The 18,147-nt window shown below is 32.9% G+C and carries 12 protein-coding genes and 1 pseudogene; 10 read left to right on the top strand and 3 right to left on the bottom strand.

Features of this window, described 5'->3' with window-relative positions; all coding sequences use genetic code 11:
• The first annotated feature begins 17 nt into the window (after positions 1-17).
• The 3 genes from AD998_10385 to AD998_10375 all read left to right on the top strand — a co-directional run bounded on the left by AD998_10385 (position 18) and on the right by AD998_10375 (position 2,858).
• Entirely contained in the window at positions 18-1,058 is a 1,041-nt protein-coding gene (locus AD998_10385) for a histidinol phosphate aminotransferase (protein KOY86497.1), read from the top strand.
• A 70-nt stretch (positions 1,059-1,128) separates the two neighbouring features.
• The gene (locus AD998_10380; protein ID KOY86496.1) at positions 1,129-1,752 is read left to right on the top strand and encodes a hypothetical protein; all 624 of its coding nucleotides are present in this window, start codon (positions 1,129-1,131) and stop codon (positions 1,750-1,752) included.
• Between the two features lie 125 nt (positions 1,753-1,877).
• The gene (locus AD998_10375) at positions 1,878-2,858 is read left to right on the top strand and encodes a hypothetical protein (protein ID KOY86495.1); all 981 of its coding nucleotides are present in this window, start codon (positions 1,878-1,880) and stop codon (positions 2,856-2,858) included.
• Here the strand turns inward: AD998_10375 and AD998_10370 are convergent.
• Genes AD998_10370 through AD998_10360 form a run of 3 tightly spaced genes read right to left on the bottom strand, consistent with a single transcriptional unit; the run spans position 2,855 to position 5,603 of the window.
• Positions 2,855-4,120, bottom strand: coding sequence for a hypothetical protein (locus AD998_10370; GenBank protein KOY86494.1), 1,266 nt, complete (start codon positions 4,118-4,120; stop codon positions 2,855-2,857). The genes AD998_10375 and AD998_10370 overlap by 4 nt on opposite strands.
• Before the next feature lie 19 nt (positions 4,121-4,139).
• Entirely contained in the window at positions 4,140-4,805 is a 666-nt protein-coding gene (locus tag AD998_10365; GenBank protein KOY86493.1) for a ribulose phosphate epimerase, read from the bottom strand.
• Between the two features lie 36 nt (positions 4,806-4,841).
• Positions 4,842-5,603, bottom strand: coding sequence for a malonic semialdehyde reductase (locus tag AD998_10360; GenBank protein KOY86492.1), 762 nt, complete (start codon positions 5,601-5,603; stop codon positions 4,842-4,844).
• Positions 5,604-5,759: 156 nt separating this feature from the next.
• Here AD998_10360 and AD998_10355 point away from each other — a divergent pair, with 156 nt between their 5' ends.
• From AD998_10355 to AD998_10325, 7 genes and pseudogenes are all read left to right on the top strand, one after another.
• Positions 5,760-6,584: a dihydropteroate synthase gene (locus tag AD998_10355; protein ID KOY86491.1), complete on the top strand. Its 825-nt coding sequence runs from the start codon at positions 5,760-5,762 to the stop codon at positions 6,582-6,584.
• Between the two features lie 18 nt (positions 6,585-6,602).
• Positions 6,603-7,442, top strand: coding sequence for a hypothetical protein (locus tag AD998_10350; protein ID KOY86490.1), 840 nt, complete (start codon positions 6,603-6,605; stop codon positions 7,440-7,442).
• 85 nt (positions 7,443-7,527) lie between these two features.
• Positions 7,528-8,007, top strand: coding sequence for a hypothetical protein (locus AD998_10345; protein ID KOY88146.1), 480 nt, complete (start codon positions 7,528-7,530; stop codon positions 8,005-8,007).
• A gap of 1,433 nt (positions 8,008-9,440) precedes the next feature.
• A pseudogene (locus tag AD998_10340) lies at positions 9,441-11,204 on the top strand (hypothetical protein).
• A 282-nt stretch (positions 11,205-11,486) separates the two neighbouring features.
• Entirely contained in the window at positions 11,487-12,830 is a 1,344-nt protein-coding gene (locus AD998_10335) for a hypothetical protein (protein ID KOY86489.1), read from the top strand.
• Positions 12,831-13,883, top strand: a complete 1,053-nt coding sequence (locus AD998_10330) for a hypothetical protein (protein KOY86488.1) — start codon at positions 12,831-12,833, stop codon at positions 13,881-13,883.
• A 77-nt stretch (positions 13,884-13,960) separates the two neighbouring features.
• Positions 13,961-18,049, top strand: coding sequence for a hypothetical protein (locus AD998_10325; protein ID KOY86487.1), 4,089 nt, complete (start codon positions 13,961-13,963; stop codon positions 18,047-18,049).
• The last annotated feature ends 98 nt before the right edge of the window (positions 18,050-18,147 follow it).

Below are 18,147 nucleotides of genomic sequence, written 5' to 3'. Positions count from 1 at the left end.
AATATCATCAAAATTTTATGTTTAACCAGTTACTTCGCCCTCATATTATTGAGCTTGCCCCTTATTCTTCTGCCAGAGATGAATACAGTGGCTCTGAAGGCATTTTTTTAGATGCCAACGAGAATCCTTTAGGTTCTGTTACCTCCAAACCTTATAATCGTTATCCTGACCCTCATCAGAAACATATCAAATACCAATTATCCCTTATTAAAAATGTGGGAATGGAAAATATTTTCTTGGGAAATGGCAGTGATGAAGCCATTGATTTGCTGATTAGAGCATTTTGTGAGCCTCATCAAGATAATATCATCATCATGCCTCCTACTTATGGTATGTATGAGGTAAGTGCCAATATCAATGCTGTACCAATTCAGAAAGTGCCTTTAGACGCTAATTTTCAGATAGATTTAGAAAAATTAAAACAAACTATCAATTCAAACACCAAAATTATATTTTTGTGTTCACCCAACAATCCAAGTGGGAATTTGCTCAAAAAAGAAGATATTGAGTACATTTTAGATCATTTTCAGGGTATTACCTTGCTTGATGAAGCCTATATTGATTTCTGTGCTGAGGCTTCATGGGTAAAACATCTGGAAAAATATCCACGTCTTGTCATTATTCAAACCTTCTCAAAGGCTTGGGGGCTTGCTGCTTTGCGTTTGGGAATGGCATTTGCTCATAAAGATTTGATAGCTGTTCTTAATAAAATTAAACCACCTTATAATATAAGCCAAACTACACAGGAACTTGTGCAAGAAAGTTTGCAGAAAGAGGCTCAGAAAAATGAGATGGTGAAAGAAATTATCACTCAGAGAGAATATCTTGAGAATAAGCTAAATACTCTTCCATTTGTAGAAAAAGTATATCCTTCAGATGCCAATTTTTTACTTGTAAAAATGCAGGAGGCTCAGAAAATATTTGATTATCTGCTTTCAGAAAAGATTATTGTTCGTAACAGAGTAAAGGTGATTGAAGGCTGTTTGCGAATTAGTGTAGGCACTCATCAGGAAAATGAAATATTGATTCAAACTCTACAAAAATACTCTAAGCATTAAGAAAATCTTAATGCTTTTTTTATTATTTTTCACCAAAATTTAGCCTATTTTCCATAAACAATATTAAATTATGAAGATCATACTAGTACTACTTGCACTTAGCTTTAGTTTGATTGCTTGTAAAAAGGAAGAGACTTCTGTTTTATGTAAACCAAGATTTTACTTCTATGATGACAAAGAGTATTTTCTACCAGAACAAAAAGGAGAAGTATGGATAAAATTTAATAAACCTAATATCACACTTGATGAAGTAACAGAAATCATAAGCAGATACCCAAATTTCACATTGAATATACCTCCTACAAAGATTAATTTTAATGAAGTAGCATTAATATTGAATATTCCATTTAGTTGTCAAACATTTGATAAACAATTAGCTTTACTGAATACAGACAGCGATATCTTAAGTGCAACACCCATTTTTGGCTCTTTCATGTCAAAAACAAGTCCTTTCGTGGTATTACGTGATGAAATAATTGTAAAGCCTGATGATTCCATGAGTATCGAAGATTTTGAAAATATTGTTAAAGCTTTTAATCTGGAAATTGTAAAGCTTTCAATAACAAAAAGTTATCTTTTGCGTGTCCCAAACATTAAAACTGGTTATGAAGCTTTAGAAAAAGCAAACCAAATCAATCAAATAAAGAATATTATGTATGCAGAGCCTAATTTATTAAGTGGTCCCAATAGATAGTATAAAATACTTTTATATTGCATATCATAAATTAAAGCAACATCATTAGCTAAAATACTCCAAGCATTAAGAAAATCTTAATGCTTTTTTTATTATATTCGCATGTTCATCAAAATATTACGAATATGAAAGTTTTGATTGTTTTCGTATGTACTGTATTATTTTTGACAAATTGTAAGAATAACACTTCTCCATCTCAAACCAAAAAGACCAAAAGGCTTGAAGATTCAGTTTCTCTTTCAAAAGACTCATATACATGGATAAAAGTACTAGATAGTGCTGTTTGGAGAAAAAGCTATAATTTTCAGATGTTTGGTATTCGTGATACTCTCTGGGTTTTTCATCCACAAGGAAACTGGTTTTCTCTAAATGGAAAAGAATGGCAAAAATCTCCTCTTTCTAATTCTATCAATAATTTAGCATTTTTAGATTATGTGTATTTTAAGGATGCAGTATATGGATTGGGTTATTTCAATGGAAATATCGAGAATTTTACATTTAAACCAGAAATTTATAAAACAAGCGATTTCAAAAACTGGGAAACGATTTCCACAAATAGCAATCTGCCCAAACGCTTTTTCTATCACCCATTTGTATTTAACAATAAGCTTTGGCTTATTGGAGGGGAAGATAAAAATACTCAATATGCAGATATTTGGAGTTCAGAAGATGGTATCGAATGGACTAAACAAAAAGATAATCTACCTTTTGGAAAACGAAGTAACAGCCAAATTGTGTTTTTGAATGGAAAATTGTATTTATTGGATAATGATGTTTGGAGTTCTACGGATGCTCTCAATTGGCAAAAAGAAACAGATGAAATTGTAAAAGGCGAAAAAATATTTGGTTATACAGCCCTTGTATTTGATGGAAAAATTTGGCTTTTGGGTTGTAACAGAAACGGACAGTTTTCAAGTCAGGTACTTGTAAGTTCTGATGGCAGAACTTGGAGAGGCGAAAATGCCCCTTGGAGTCCTCGTGGAGGCATCGCTGCTACTGTTTATCAAAATAAAATTTACATGACAGGTGGCAAATATGGTGGTACGCCCGAACATACTGAGTTTATTTACAGCAATGATGTTTGGGTATTAAGCAAAAATGATTAATCTTTATTTTCTTCTTTTTTCCTTTCAAGCATTAAAAGCATACTCGCCATAAAAGCATACACACTCACACCTTTTTGCCGTTGCAGATAAGTCTCTGTCATACAGTTTAATACAACAAATAGCGTAAATCCAAATAAAAGGTAATTCTTATGGATAATGGCTTTTTTGAGTAAATAACCAAAGTTGAGCAAAAGCAATATAAAACCTACAATTCCTACTGTAAGCCATGTTTCTAAAAATTGATTATGAGCATTATAGCCTGCATTAAATTCAGAAGCAAATAAGAAGTTGTTTTTGCGATATACTTTTGTAAGTTCTGTTTGAGTATCACCAGTTCCTACACCCAAAAGCCAATCTTCTTTCAGAATATCCGTTGAGCAATCCCAAATAGCTACTCTCAAGGCTCGTCCGCCCCAACCTCTTCCCAAAGTATCCAACGAATGGTCTATAGTATCTCGTAAAATAATTTTTTCTTTTACGTTAATGGCTTCTTTGAATTTGGTTTTCAGAATGGTATTGTTGGCAATTACCACACCCACGACTACAAAACCCACACCAGCAATAACTACACCTTTCCATCCTATTTTCCAAATCAGTAAAATGGCATATACAATCATGAATGCCCCTATCGCCATTCTGATATTGAGTAGTAACATCATTACTCCAAAAAAAGCAAATAGAAATACAAAAAATATTTTCTGCCAATTTTTATATTGTGTTTTTCGAGGATAGATATACTCCGATAAAATCAGCATCGCTACTCCTATAAAACTTGCTAAGTAAATTCCTGACATTCGGATAAGTCCAGAAAGTCTTTCATTGTAGAATATTGTAATATCATTTTCTTTGGTATATAAGTAAAAAGCCTTCCCTAGAGCAAACACCATAGCTCCAAATAAAGCAAGTACAAACAACAGGAAAAAACGATGAATCCAAGTATCATCAAAACGTTGGGTACTTAGTAAAATTAAGGGTATTGCCATGAGGGGTAATATTCTTTGCAGAATATTCCAGCCCCAAGCCATATTTGCTTTGTCTGTATAAAGCAAACCTGCAAGCATTAAAAAGAAAAATGCTATCCAAATCCATACAAAAGGCTCTTTTTTCAAATTCTTCCATTTTGTTTTCCAACTTGTATCTACAAGCCAAGTAACAGAAAGTAAAAGCAAAGCAACACTATTGACTCCAATGAGTTTATCAATGGGTAATGTGATAGAAAAGGCTACTAGAGCCAATGTATAGAGAAATTGTATGATGTTCAATGATTTGAAAAGTATAAAATTATGAAACTACCCAACTTTTGAGCTCACTAATCACTTGTTTGGGGTCTTGAGCACTAAATACAAAATTTCCTGCCACCAGTACATCTGCCCCTGCATCCAAAAGCAATGGAGCATTTTGGCTATTTACACCTCCATCTATTTCAATTAAGGCATGTGAGTTGGTTTTGATTATCAACTCTTTGAGTTGTCTAACTTTTTGATAGGTTTGTGGAATAAACTTCTGCCCTCCAAAACCTGGGTTTACAGACATTAAGCATACCAAATCTACTTCTGTAATAATATTTTCTAACAAAGAAATAGAAGTATGTGGATTGACAGCCACACCAGCTTTACACCCTAAATCTCTGATTTGCTGGATATTTCTATGTAAATGTTCACAAGCTTCAATATGTACTGAAATGATAGATGCCCCCAAGTTTTTAAATTCAGTTACATAACGTTCTGGACGTTCTATCATCAAATGCACATCCAAAGGTTTTTTAGCATGTTTCTGAATAGCCTGACATACAGGCATTCCAAAAGAAATATTAGGAACAAACACACCATCCATCACATCAATATGTATCCAGTCAGCTTGACTTTCATTAAGCATTTCAATATCTCTTTGCAAATTACCAAAATCGGCAGCTAATACAGAAGGGGCTATCAAAGGAGTGTGTTTCATGGCATTTATTGTTTATCAATGCTAATGGTATATTTATTAAGATTTTCTATTTACAACAGTGGCTGAGGCTTGTGCCGTAGGAAGTATCACTAAATCAGCTATTTGTACATGCTTAGGAGCATTGACAGCGTACCAAATGGAGTCTGCAATATCTTCAGCCTTCAAGGGTTCATAACCTTGATATACCTTTTTGGCTTTGTCTTCATCACCTTTAAATCTCACTACAGAGAACTCTGTTTCCACGAGACCTGGGGCTATTTGCGTAACCCTGATACCATATTGGTTCAAATCTATTCGCATACCCTGTGTGAGGGCATCTACGGCATATTTAGAAGCACAATACACATTGCCGTTGGCATATACTTGTTTGCCTGCAATAGAGCCAATATTTACAATATGTCCTGTATTTCGAGCTGTCATCAAAGGGATTATACATTCTGAAACATATAAAAGTCCTTTCACATTAATGTCTATCATAGCATCCCAGTCAGCAATTTTACCTGTTTGGATAGGGTCTAAACCATGAGCGTTGCCTGCATTATTTACCAAAATATCAATATCTTTCCATTCATCTTCCAAAGAAGTAACGCAAGTTTTTACTTCCTGCTGATTTCTCACATCAAATTGGAGTATTTTCACTTCTGTAAAACCCTTCAAATAGTTTGCCACTTCTTCCAATTTCTCTTGCCTTCTGCCACAAATAATTACTTTCAGACCATTTTTTGCAAAAACCTCAGCAGTAGCTCTTCCAATACCTGAAGTAGCTCCTGTAACCAATGCAATTTTTCCTTTTAGCATAATTTTTGATATTTTCGTGGACAAAATACCGAAAAGTTTAAGAGTTTTCCAAGACAATAATTTTTTTAGAAGCAAGAATTAAGATACAAGACATAAGATTTTCATAAAATATTTATTTATTTACCATTTAGCATTAAAGAGTTTACCATCAAAAATATGTTCACAATCAATTGCAAAGGCAGGCTTATTACCCTTGAAAAGCCTTTAATCATGGGTATTTTAAATATTACTCCTGATTCTTTTTATGATGGAGGTAAATATCTTTCAGAAAATGATATTTTAGAGCAAGCTGAAAAACTTATTTTACAAGGTGCTGATATACTGGATATTGGAGGGTATTCTACACGTCCAAATGCTCAGGAAGTCTCTGAAAAAGAAGAAATAAACAGAGTAATTCCAGCTATTCAAATGATAAAAAAGCATTTTCCAGCAACCATTCTCTCTATTGATACGTTTAGGGCTGATGTAGCTAAAGAAGCTATTGAGAATGGTGCTGATATAATTAACGACATTTCGGGAGGGCAATTAGATGATAAAATGTTTGAAATCGTAGCAAATTTACAAGTTCCTTACATCCTGATGCACAGCCGTGGAAACCCTCAAACAATGAACCAATTGACACATTATGAAAATATTTTATTAGAAATTTTACATTTTTTTGAGAAAAGAATTCAAAAATTACATATATTAGGGGTGAAAGATATAATTTTGGATTTGGGTTTTGGTTTTGCCAAAACAAAGGAGCAAAATTTTTATTTGCTCAAACATCTCAGTTATTTCAAAACCTTGAATTTGCCTTTGTTGGTTGGCATTTCGAGGAAATCCATGATATACAAAACTTTAGACGTTACTCCAGAGCAGTCTCTTAATGGGACAAGTGTACTCAATACATTTGCCCTCAGTCAAGGAGCTCATATACTCAGAGTACATGATGTAAAAGAAGTAAATGAAGCAAAAATTTTACATAATTTACTGATTTAAAAACACTTATACAATACAATGACTTTTTTATTTAAAATAGGGTTTATCAATATTACTTGGATAGATGTGCTTGACATCTTACTTGTGAGCTATTTGATTTACCAATTTTATAAACTTTTAAAAGGAAGCATTGCTGTAAGAATTTTAATAGGTTTGGTTCTCTTGACTTTGGTTTATCTGGCAGTAAACTTATTTCAACTCAAGCTTTTAAGTACTATTTTAGGACAGTTTTTTGGGGTGGGAGTTATTGCCATGCTAATCTTATTCCAACAAGAAATTCGAAAGTTTTTACTATTGGTAGGACGTTCTCAAGTATTTGGTGATGATAATTTCTGGGCTTCTATGCCTTGGCGAAGATCAGGAAAAACCACTAAAATAGATATTAATTCGATTGTAGAAGCAGCAAGGGCTTTGAGTAGTAGCAATACAGGAGCTCTGATTGTATTTGCAAGAAGTTCAGAAATGAAGTTTTATGCCGAATCGGGTGATAGATTGGAGGCTATTTTGTCTAAAAGGCTTATCATGTCTATTTTCAATAAATACAGTCCTCTGCATGATGGAGCTGTTATCATTAGTCCGATGGGTAGAATTACAGCTGCTCGTTGTATTTTGCCTGTTTCCGAAAATGACCAAATACCAGCTTCTATGGGGTTACGCCACCGTTCGGCAATTGGGCTTACTGAAGTAACAGATGCTATTGTAATGGTAGTTTCCGAAGAAACTGGTCAAGTTTCTATTGTTCGCAATGGTGTTATCAATCAAGGACTTAGTTATCAAGAACTTAGAACAAAACTCACCAAATATCTTTCAGAAAAAAGTACTAGTATCAGAGAGATAGAGATGGAAGCTGCAGGGTAACATACCATTGAACATTCATCAATTAAATCATTTAATAATTATTCATTTAGCATTGGCTATGATACGTTTTGCATTATTTTTCTCAATCATTTTGGCTACCAGTTGTAGTTTCAAAGGTTTACCCAAAAATTCATCCAATAATGCTTTAAGTCTTACTTCTACCCAAAAAACTAAAGCCATGACTGTAGTAGAAGAAGCTAAAAAGTATTTAGGAACAACTTATAAGTATGCAGGCAATGATAAAAAAGGTATTGACTGTTCTGGGCTTACTTGCAGAGCTTATGAGAGTATTTCTGTAAAATTGCCTCGTATTGCAGGTGACCAGACAAAATCGGGCATGAAGGTAAAAGCTGGAGATTTACAGATTGGAGATTTGGTATTTTTCAAAGCTTCTAAAAAATCGAGCAGTAAAATTACGCATGTAGGGCTTGTAAGTGCTATCAATGAGCCTTCTAAGAATGTAATTTTTATCCATGCTTCTACTTCCAAAGGTGTCATGGAAAGTCAGCTTTTTTCTGATTATTGGAAGCCTCTGATTGTAGATATGGTAAGGGTTATTAAATAGCTCTTTTAAATTATTCATACATTCTTAATTGTAAAAGCTATTAAACATATATATTTTTTTTATAACTTGCTTTTTTATTGATTAAGCAAGTCTGCACTATGGTTAAGGTTTTTACAATTTTGTTTTGTAGTTTATTTTTTTTACAAAATATCTATTCTCAAGTTGTTCGTTTTAGTTTTACTGGAGCTACGGGTACGCCAATAACTTTTGCTACTGATACTCAACCCTCTAATGGTTCTGTAACAGTGTTTTCAAGAAGTGCAGGTGTTACTGCTATTACTTCAACTGATAATTTTGGGGCAAGTGCTTGGAATGTGCCTTCCATAGATTTAACAAAATATTTTTCATTCACAGTTTCTGCTAATACAGGTTTTGTTTTAAATTTAACAAGTTTTGAATTGGATGAAACCCGAAGTGGCACAGGACCCAATCAATGGGTTTTACGTTCCAGTTTAGATGGATTTACAACCAATTTAGGTTCATATACCAATTCAGGAACTACTACACTCACCAACAGAGCTATTGCCCTAGATGAAAACTTTTATAATCGTTCTGGAAATATTGAGTTCAGAATTTATGCCTTTGGAGCAAGTGGTGTAGCAGGAACGTTCAGAGTAGATAATGTAGAACTTTTTGGTTCTATTTCCACTCCTGATGTAACAGCTCCTACCCTTTCGAGTGCTTCTACGCTTATAAACAATCAGTTAGATGTATTTTTTAGTGAAAGTGTCTCTTTAACTTCTGCCCAAAATACAGCCAATTATAGTGTTAATGGAGGTATTGGAACACCTTTAACAGCTACTCGAAATGCTGGAAATTTTTCGCAGGTAACCCTTACTTTTGCCACTCCTTTTGTCAATAATCAAAATTATACTGTTACAGCTACCAATATTATAGATTTTGCAGGAAATAATCAAAGTTCTACTCAAACCAATTTTAATTATTTACAAGTAAGCAGTGCTCTCAATAGAGACATAATTATCAATGAAATCATGGCTGATGAAACTCCTCAAGTAGGTTTGCCAGCTTCCGAGTATGTAGAAATCCATAACAAATCGAGTAAGAATATCAATCTTAGAAATTATACCCTTAATACAAGAACTATTACAAGCAATAACTACATTCTACCTGCAGGTGGATATGTTTTGTTGTGTCCACAAGCCAATGCTTCTTTATTTACAGGAAATGTAATAGGGATGCCTGTTTGGGATGCTCTAACGAACACAGGAGAAACTATTACATTAAGAGATGTAGATAATTTCTTGGATGTAGATGTGGTTACTTATGCTCTTTCTTGGTATAAAGATAGCAACAAAGATGATGGAGGCTGGAGCTTAGAGCTTATCAATCCCACGCTACCTTGTAGTGATGAAAATAATTGGAGAGCTTCCAACAATGCTTCTGGAGGAACTCCTGCTCAACAGAATTCTGTTTTCAATAATACTCCTGATACACAAAAGCCTACAGTATTCAGTAATTCCATCATTACTCCTACTGTTGTAAGAATTGTATTTTCAGAAAGCATGAACCAGACAAGTTTACTTTTAGGCTCTTATGTAGTTTCTGGAAGCATTGGTATTTCAAATGTATCTGTTATCTCAGAAAAAGAAGTACAATTGACTTTGGCTACTCCTCTCGTTGCTGGCGATATTTATACTATTACTTTAAATAGTATAAACGATTGTGCTGGTAATCAAATCAATACAAATACTATACTACAAGTAGGTGTTGGACTTGTACCAACCTTTAATCAAGTAATTATTACAGAAATTTTTGCTGACCCTGAACCTCGTGTAGGTCTTCCTGAACAAGAATATGTAGAACTTTATAACAGAACAAACAAAGTTATTAGTTTAAATGGCTGTAAATTTTTTGATAATACGGGATCTGCTACTTTGTCTAATGTAAATATTTTGCCTAATCAGTATCTAATTTTAGTGAATAATAGTGTATTAGCTGATTTTAATGCTTATAACAATGTAGTAGGTGTACCAAGTTTGCCAAGTTTGAACAACAGTGGAGAACGTTTGACTCTTAGAGGAGCTGATGGCAGACTTATTTTTACTGTAACTTATAGCGATAGCTGGTACAATGATGCCACCAAAAAAGAAGGTGGTTGGGCTTTGGAAATGATTGATACGGAAAATCCTTGTGGTGAAACAGGCAACTGGATAGCCTCTACCAACAGCAATGGAGGAACACCTACACAACAAAATTCTGTAAAAGAAGTAAAGCCTGATAATATAGCCCCTATACTTTTGCGTGTAGATGCAACTAATAATCAAACTATTACTATAAATTTCAATGAACGTTTGGATAGTCTTTCAGCTGTAAATGCTACTTATTCTATTGATAAAGGTATTAGTGTTCAAAGTAAAACCGTTGTAAGCCCTGATTTTAAACAAGTTATATTAACAGTAAGTCCTCTTTTACAGCCTCGTGAAAAATATAGACTGACTGTACAAAGCATTACAGATTGTAGCGGAAACTTGATTGCAGATGCTAACTTTGCAGATTTTGGATTACCCGAACAAGCTGATTCAACTGATATTATTCTAAATGAAGTTTTATTTAATCCAAGGACTGGAGGTTCTGATTTTGTAGAACTTTATAATCAATCTGATAAATATATAAACCTGAAAGACTGGTCATTAGCTCGTATTGTAAACAATGCTATTGACAGTAAAAATCCTATTACTACTGATAATTATGTACTTGCTCCCAAGAGTTATGTAGCTATTTCAACAGATATTTTAAATATTCAATCAAATTATCCTTTATCTGAGGGAAAACCATTTTTACAGGCAAATAGTATGCCCAGCTACAATGATGATGAAGGAATAGTAGTTGTCATAGATAATTTGAATAGAACAACTGAGCGTTTTGATTACAAAGATGATTTTCATTTTGAATTGCTGGATGATGAAGAAGGCGTTTCTTTGGAACGTTTAGGTTTTAGCTTGCCTACAAACAATCCAAGTAGCTGGTTTTCAGCAGCAAGTAGTGTTGGTTTTGCTACACCAGGTTATGCAAATTCGCAAAATAAAATTAACCAATCTCAAAGTGGTACCATTACAATTGAACCCAAGGTTTTCACACCTGACAATGATGGACAAGCTGATTTTACCAGTATCAATTACAAATTTACAGGACAAGGTAATGTAGCCAATGTAACTGTTTATGATTCACAAGGAAGACTTATCAAATACTTAGCGAGAAATCAAACACTTGCCAATGAAGGCTTTTTGAATTGGGATGGTGTGAATGAAGATGGCTCAAGAGTAAGAACAGGCTATTATGTTGTTCTTTTCCAGATATTTGATTTAACAGGCAAACAAGAGAGTTTTAAAGAAACTGTTGCTGTAACCAATAAAAAATAACGAACGTTTAATATATTGTAATTTTTCCTTAACTTTATAATCTTGAACTTATAAAGTTAATATTCATTTTTATATAAAAATGACTTTGAAAAAAACATTATGCAAAATATATTAAAAACACTTTTTAATATTGCTCATCTCAACATAGAAGAAAAAGTATTTATTTATATTATCCGACTGACCTTATTTCTTGTTTTAATAGCTATTCCTATTAACTTTTATATTGGGTTCAATTTTTTAGCTTGGGTTTGTGTGGGGGTTCTGATACTAAATGTATTTTGGTATTATTTAGCTTTTATTCTTCAGCAATTTAAAATAGCCGTCATTGGTTATTCTTTCATGACCATTTTTTTTCTCACATGGTTTTGGTTTTTGAATGGAGGTATTGAAGGGCGTATAGGCATATTTTATGTAGTCTTAGCAATGGTTTTTGCCATTATTTTACCAAAAAAAATACAGCTTTGGAGTGTTTTATCTATTTGTATAATTATTTTAATTGTTGTATTAATCGAATATAAATATCCTCATTGGGTAGATTTACATAAAACCAAAGAAGATAAAATTATAGATTTGGCTATCACTTATATAACATTATCTTATGGTGCTTTTTTTGTAATGTCTGTTCTGAAAAAAAGTTATGATAAAAAGCAAGAAAAGATAAATTTGAAAGATGCTGAGATATTAAAACAAAATGAAGTTTTGGCTCAAAATAGTCTAGAACTTTCTAATCAGAATGAACAACTCCAAAAAATGAATGCTTCACAAAATCGCTTATTTTCAATTATTGCTCATGATTTAAGAAGCCCTCTTACTTCAAGTAAAGCCATTGTAGAGCTTGTTTATCAAAGAGATATGCCTATAGAACAGCTCCAAGAAGTTGTTCCTGATATGTATAAAAATTTAAGTTATACACTCTCATTGGTAGATAATTTACTTTTTTGGTCGAAAAGTCAGTTTGGAGACACTTTTATACATTTGGAGAAAATAGAACTTAACTCTTACATTGAAAATCAAATATCCAATTTAGAAATTATAGCTACCAATAAAAATATTCATCTTCAAGCTATTTTAGAAGTTACCAATGATGTTTCTATCAATTTTGATAGGCAAATTTTAGAAATAGTTATTCGAAATATTATTTCAAATGCTGTTAAATTTAGTCCTGAAAATACAGCTATTCTGATTAAAACAATTATTAATTCAAATAATCTACAAATACAAATTATAGATAATGGTGTAGGCATTTCTTCTGAAAACTTGGAGAATATAAAGAAAGGTATTGTTTTTTCCAATAAAGGAACAAATTATGAGAAAGGAACAGGTTTAGGACTAAATTTGTGCCAAGGTTTATTGAAAAGATGTAATAGTACCTTAGAAGTAGAAAGTATTGAACAAAAAGGCACAACCGTTTCCATTGTTATACCTCTTGATATGTTATTTTAAATGAAACAAAACTTTTTAATTTATGGAGCTTATGGCTATACAGGCAAATTGATTGCTGAATTAGCTGTAAAGCAAGGTTTAAAACCTATTTTAGCGGGAAGAGATAGTCAAAAAACCAAAGATTTGGCAGATAAATTAGGTTTAGAATGGCTTGCCTTTGACCTTTCAGATACTTCTGCTTTAGAGAATGCCTTGAAAAATGTGAAAGCTCTTTTACATTGTGCAGGACCTTTTGCTCTTACAACTCCCACGGTATTAAATATTTGTCTTAAAACACAAACACATTATTTAGATATTACAGGTGAAATTGAAGTATTTGAATATGTAGCTCATCAACATGAAAAGGCAAAGCAAGCAGGCATTACACTTCTGTCTGGGGTTGGTTTTGATGTTGTTCCTTCTGATTGTTTGGCTAGTTTTTTAAAAAATCAATTACCTGATGCTATAAATTTAGAACTTGCTTTCATGGGTTCTGGTGGAGTTTCGAGGGGTACAGCTCTTACAATGGCTCGAGGTTTACATAAAGGTGGTGCTATCAGAGAAAATGGAAAAATCAAACCTGTTGCTTCTGCTTATGAAGTAAAAACCATTGATTATGGTGTAAAGAAAGCTCTTTCTGTTTGCATTCCTTGGGGTGATGTTTCTACGGCTTATTATAGCACTCAAATCCCTAATATTAAGGTTTTTATGGCTCAACCAAAAAAAATGATTACATGGATGAAGCGTAGTAATTATTTTTCTTGGCTTTTAGGTTTAGGATTTGTTCAAAAGTTTTTTCAGAATTTTATTAATAAGAAAATCATTGGACCCAACGAAACTGTGCGAGAAACAGGAAAAAGCTATTTATGGGGAAAAGTTACCAACAACACTGGTCAATCTGTTGAAGCAAGGCTTACCACGCCCGAAGGCTATAAACTTACAGCCATTACAGCTTTAATGGCAACCCAAAGATTGTTATCTGATAATTTACCAGCAGGCTTTTTAACACCTTCTATGGCTTTTGGTGCTGATTTTATCTTGGAAGTGGAAGGTGTAGAAAGGAATCTTGTTTAAAATTCTCATTTTCAAATATTTTATTTTTTGTTCATCCAAACTTATTCCATATTTTTGAATAGGTTAAAGTATCAGCTATGATTATAGAATCGCTTGCAAAAATAGTTTCTGGGTCTTTTGTGGGGTATATCACCAACGATTTGGCAGTCCAGATGCTATTCAAAAAACGCTTTGGTTTGGGAGGAATTGTTCTCAAGACTCATGAACAATTCGTTGAAAATATCAGCAAACTCGTTGAAAAAGAAATCATTAATCATCATACACTCTCTAAAGAATTCCAAAATGAAGACTTTAGAAAATCTGTTGAGCTAAGTGTACAAGATTTTTATAAAAACCATTTAAAAAATCTGCTTTCTAACCTTTCGATGGCAGATGTGCCTATGGCTCAAAATTCTTGGGAAAATATTTCTGGTAGTTTAGTAAATGCCTTCAATCATACCATTCATCAAAATTTTAGTAATTTTTTAAAAGAAATAGAGTTTACAAAAGTAGTTTCTGACGAGCAAATTCAGGCTTTAGCTAAAAATACAACTCATGAGCTATTACTCTTACCCGAAAAAATTGATATTCAGCTCTCATTAGAGAACTTACTGAAATCCATTAGCAAACAAAGTCTTTTAGAGATATTTGGAGATGATTTGGTCAAAAAAGTTTCAGAAGATTTTACAAAAATTGTAGAGGCTTATTATAATTTTTTAGTAGAAAGTACCAAATACACAACTTTTTCGCAAGACATTTTACAACAAGCAGATTTAGATGTATTTGTCAGATTTTTAAGCCAAAGTCTTGCTCAAAAACCCATTAAAAGTCTCATCTCTCAAGAGCAATGGCATAGTGTTCTGCAAGAAGTGCTTGTGCAAATTTCTAATTTGCTCAATTCCAATAAAGGTAATTTGATTATTCAAACACTTTCAAAATTTATTTTACAAACATTACAAAAAGAACAAACAACTGTTTTTGAATTACTTAGCCCTACTCTTGAGAGGAATTTTGAAAATTTCTTAAGAAAGCAGTTACCAAAAATTTTACAGACTTTCATTGTTTTTATTCAAGAACAAAAGCCAAAAATTGATAGTTTAATAGATCAGACATTTAGAAATAATACTCAATTTGCTTTACAAGATTGGCTTCTTGATATTTTTATTGGTAGTGTGAGCGAAAATGCTGAGGTTGTTAAGAAAATCATCAATTATATTGAAAAATATGATGCAGGTGAACTTGCCCAAATAGCTACCAATTATTTGGTAGATTATCTGAAATCCAATACCATTAGTAAAATCATTTCGCAAGTAGAACCCCAAAAAGTTATTGATTTTTTAAGCAATGCTATTGGGCAAAATTTCAATCAATTACTTATACAAATAAAACCCTCATTTTTAGATAGTTATTTAGATAAAAATATGGGGGATTTTATTAGTTCCTCGCAAATAGAGAATTTCATTCAGAAACAGCTTGATAAACTCAAAAGTGGTAATTGGTTGTATAACTTATTACAAGAAGTTCATTTAGAAGATTTTATCATTCAAAAAATCAAGGAAAAACAAGCTACCTTTTCTCAAAATGCTCTTGAAAGCATTTTTTCTAACACAGATTTTAATAATTTGGCTCAATGGCTTACCCAGAAAGCAAAAGATACATTGGTAGATAATACTATTAAAGAAAATTTGAGCAAGAATTTAGAAAAAATTATTCAGGAGAACTTACAAAAAATTCGTATTGATGAGCTTTTTTCAGAAAACCAAACTCAAAAAGTAGTTGAGCAAATCAGTAAGGAAGTCCAGAAGGCTTTGCAAGGTTTTTGGCAAGAATTTTCGCATCAGCCTCTACAAAATTATTTATCTTTTCTCAATGCTGATGAAACACTACATCAACAAACAGCAAAATATTTACAAGAAACATTACTTTTAGAACTTGAGACCCTTTTAAAAGGCAGAATTGAAATTCTTGTAAAACAGAATTTGAGTTCACAACCACCCGAAAAAATCAGGGATATGGTTGAAAACTTCATGGGTAAAGAGCTTGGACCTATCAATATGTTAGGAGCTTTATTGGGTGGTGTGGCTGGAGGGGCTTTGCTTGCAATCCCACAAATGGAAAATGTGTATTTAGGCAATACTGTCAATGGTTTGGTGTATGGTATCACTGGTTATGGCACCAACTGGCTTGCCCTCAAAATGATTTTCAGACCCTACGAAAAGAAAAAACTTGCAGGAATTACGCTTCCATTTACACCTGGGGTAATTACCAAAAACAAAAGTAAATTTGCCCAAAATATGGGGCGTTTTGTAAAAGATAACCTTTTACAGAAAGAAAGCATCATTAGTAATTTTCATGGAAGCAGAAAGGTTTTGAGAACTTCTTTGCTTGAGCTCATTCAGAAAAACGAATATGGTCTTTTAGAGGGTATTATCTCCAAAAATCAAAATAATATTACCAATTATTTACAAACAAAAACACTAAATTATTTAGATAATAAACAAGAAAATCTTTATAAAGCAATTGAAGGAAAAATAGAAACCCTTTTGAATCAGAATTTGGCTCAAACAGATACAAGCCAGTTAAAAAATCGGTTCAAGGCGTATTTATCCAATGACCGTCTTCAAGCCCAAGCTGATGATACCATTGCCAAAGTATTAAATCTAGGGCAAAATCCTCCAAAAAGTTTAGCGGGAATTTTGCCTGCCAATACATGGACAAAAACGGAAGAGGCTCTTCAAAAATTCTTTAGGAATCAAGCTGAGGTGTTCAGTAACGAAGATTCTACGGAAAAATGGCTTCCTGCTCTCAAAAAGTACTTGTTGGCTCGTTATCAGAAACTTGTAGAAAAGAGGATTTCAGAAGTTTTACAAAAAGACCAAATTGAAAATATCAAACGTAATTTTGCAAATTTCTTGCGTACACGCATGAGTAGTACAAATACGCAAGAACAAATTTACAACGGTTTAGCAAAACGTTTGGAACAAGAAATAGACCCACAGAAGAAAATTTCAGAAATTTTGGGTGGCAGACTTGTCCAGTTTTTACAAGAAAATTCTTTAAACCTCATTGAACAACTCTTGCAAAAAGGTATTGACTGGCTTGCTGAAAATAAAAGAGAACTTGCCAACGAAGTTTATGAAAGAGCTTATCAAGAAAACAAAGCAGCGTTTATTTACAAAACAGTGATTAGAGAAACTGTTTTGGAGCTTGCTACCTATGGTATTCCAAACTTTTTCAAGAAACAAATGCCTGATCTGATTCAGCTTGTCAAACAAGAAGTAAATTATATTGGTGAAATCCATTTGGAAAATTTGCAGTTGGGTGTAAACGAAAACTCTTTAAAACGTTGGATTGAAGGTTTTTTATCAAATCCTGATTTGCAAGAAGCCACAGGAAAAGTAGCTGAAATATTTTTAGAATATAGTCTGCTTGAAACTCCCCTACTCGATTTTATCAAAAACGAAGATATTTTTGGCATTCAAAACCTTGAAAATACGTTTCAGTCAGAAATAAAGCTCATTCAAGGGCATATCAAGGGGATTTTATCAAACCCTAACAATCAATTGATTTCAAAAACAAGTAACTTTTTGACAGAAAATTTTAAACAATTTGCTGAAAACTACTCACAACATTGGATACATGAAGATAGCCAGCTCATAGCCAAGAAGATCGTAACTCATATTTTGGCAACTCCTGTTTTTGAAGAAGAAAAAAGTAAATGGATAGATGAAGCTTTTAAGCATTTAAAACAACAGCCTCTTAATCAGTATATTGCTACAGATACTTTGCATAAAGACTTGCACAAAGTCATGCAAGAAATGCTTCAAAAGCCTGAAATAAAGGAGCTTTTAAAAACAAGTATTCAAGATATTGCAGATGAAATACTGCCCAAAACATTAAAACTTATTCATCCTGAAACAAAAGAATATTTTACTTTTCAGATACTTGAAGCTGTTTTTGAAGCGTTAGATGAAAACTTACCTCAATTACTATTATCCATTGATTTACACAGAGTTGTGGTGCAAGAAATTGAATCCATGCATCCCAAAGAAGTGGAAGAACTTTTTAATAGTTTTGCAGGTTTGTATTTCAAACAACTCATCAACTATGGTTTTGGCTTTGGTATTGTTTTTGGACTTGCCATAGACTGGGCATTTTTAGGTGTTCAGAAACTTGTGGGAGAGTAAATTTAACAGGAAGCAAGAGAAAGGAAAAAGGAGAAAAGACACAACTTATTTTCAATTATTTACCATTTAAAATTTAGCATTTGTAATTCACCATTTAA

The sequence above is a fragment of the bacterium 336/3 genome (assembly GCA_001281695.1).
Lineage (GTDB): Bacteria > Bacteroidota > Bacteroidia > Cytophagales > Thermonemataceae > Raineya.
Note: the sequence above shows the minus strand (reverse complement) of the source record. Positions and strands in the feature narration are given on the sequence as shown.